Genomic DNA, 1929 nt, shown 5'->3' with positions numbered 1-1929 from the left:
CCCCTTGCCCGCCGCCACCGTCCACGCCGGAGGCGCCGCGGCCGCGGTCGTCCCGGGCCGCTTCTCCGGCGCGTCGTCATCACCGGTGACGGCGACCGCGACGACGGCGCCGGCCGTGAGCACGACCGCCGCCGCCCCCGACCCGATCAGCAGCAACTGCTCCTTGCGCCCGCGCGCCTGCCGCCCGGACGCCCCCGGCGGCACGGGGGCCCCCGGCGGAACCGACGCGCCCGGCGGGACCGGCCCTTCCGGCGGGACCGGCTCGCCCGGGGAACCTTGGGCCGGAGGGCCGCCCGGCGGTGCTGTCCCTTCCGGGCGGACGATTCCGTCCGGGACCGTCACGTTGTGCGGCGGAGTTCCCGTGGATGGAACGGTCCCGCCCGCGACCCGCACGTCCGGCCGGACGGGCCTGCCCGATGGGGTGGCCGGCGTGCGGGGGGCTGCCGCCGGGTCTCCCGGCGGGGGTTGGGAGGAGGCCGCCGGTGACGGCTCGTCCTGGTCAGTGCTCACTCGGGGCTCACTCTGCTCACTTCGGGGGCCGGGGTTCGGCCCGACCGTCAGGGACAAAGCAAGGGAACTGTGGGTGTCCTCCAGAGGGGGCCCGGCGGGCTGCTGGACGTTCAGCCGTTCGGGGGGCGGCCGCCGGGCGTCTGAGGGACGTCCCCAAAGAGCATAAAGGCGTCCGGCGGCGCCGCCCCCGGGATCGGGGGAGGCGCCGCCGGGTGCCGGTGGCGGCGGATCGGCGCGCGGGGCGCCTCACCTGCGGCCCTACTCGCTGTCGAGCCCGTTCTGCAGCGCCTGGACCTCCTCGGAGGTGGCGCCGATCACCTTGTAGTCGGCGTGCTTGTAGAAGGTGCCGCCGGTGCCCTTGGCCCAGCTCGTCCACGCGCTGCTGGTGACCCGGCAGCTCGCCCACTGCGGGCTGCTGCTGGTGATCGTGATCGTGGCCGTGCAGTTGCCGAGGTCCCTGCCGCTCAGCGAGCCGGCGGTGATCCGGAACCGCACGTCGATCGTGACGGGCGTCTCCACGTTGTACGGCGGGCGGATCTCGGCCTCGACCGTGCAGCCGGAGTCGCTGTTGCAGCCGCCCCGCTTCCACTCGGAGACGCGCGGCTGGGCCGAGGCGTTGAAGGAGTCCTTCAGCTCGCCCATGCTCGTGCGCATGTCCGAGATGACGGTCGAGGCGTCGCCCGACTCCTTCGGGGTGACGTCCACGCGGACGCGCGGGGTGGTCGCCTCGTAGCGCAGGAGCTCCGCGTCGTCGTCATCGGTGATGTAGATCGTGGAGGAGAAGCTGCTGAACTTCAGCGCCTTCTCGCCCTTCCACGTGGTCTCGATCGGGTCGGTCGTCGAGTTGCGCGCCGAGCGGATCTTGGTGGCCAGCGCCGACGGGGTCAGGTTCCGCTGGAAGTCGACGTTGAGTTCGTTCTCGTCCAGCCGGCCCCACTGCTCGCCGTCGGTGAGGAAGAACGGGTCGTCGCCCGAGATCTCCCGCTCCCAGTAGGTCTTGTCGGCCTTCACGAACAGCTTGCCGTCGGCCGAGAGCAGCGTGACCTTGGAGCCGTTCCAGGTGACGGGCCCGGTCGCGCGGCCGCCCTTGGTGACGTTCAGCTCGCCCTCCAGCGAGCCGCTGCCGCCGAAACTGCCGTCCAGCTCGACGGCGTCGGCGGACGACATGTTGCTCGCCGCGGCCGTCAGCTTCTCATCGGGGGACGCGCCGCTGCCGCGGACGACCGCGAAGACCACCACGACGATGATGAGGATCACGCGGACGACGACCCGGATCCATGGGTCGGTCCGGCCCGCTGACCTCTCGACACAGCTGAGCACGCGGTAGCCCCGCGTGCTCACGCATGTGCCCGCTCGCAGCGGTGTAACGACCGACGATCAGGGACCTGCCGTGCCGACACGCCGGACAGGCCCCTGATC

General features: G+C 72.6%; 2 protein-coding genes. Both read right to left on the bottom strand.

Features of this window, described 5'->3' with window-relative positions:
• On the bottom strand, window positions 1-204 hold a 204-nt coding region (locus E1281_RS39385), incomplete at its 3' end, for a hypothetical protein (protein WP_207943789.1).
• Window positions 205-768: 564 nt separating this feature from the next.
• A complete protein-coding gene (locus tag E1281_RS39380; RefSeq protein WP_131884770.1) occupies window positions 769-1851 on the bottom strand; it encodes a hypothetical protein in 1083 nt (360 codons plus the stop codon).
• Between the last annotated feature and the right edge of the window lie 78 nt (window positions 1852-1929).

This window comes from Actinomadura sp. KC345 (assembly GCF_004348515.1).
In the GTDB taxonomy this organism is placed as follows: domain Bacteria; phylum Actinomycetota; class Actinomycetes; order Streptosporangiales; family Streptosporangiaceae; genus Spirillospora.
This window is presented reverse-complemented; position numbering and strand designations above follow the sequence as displayed.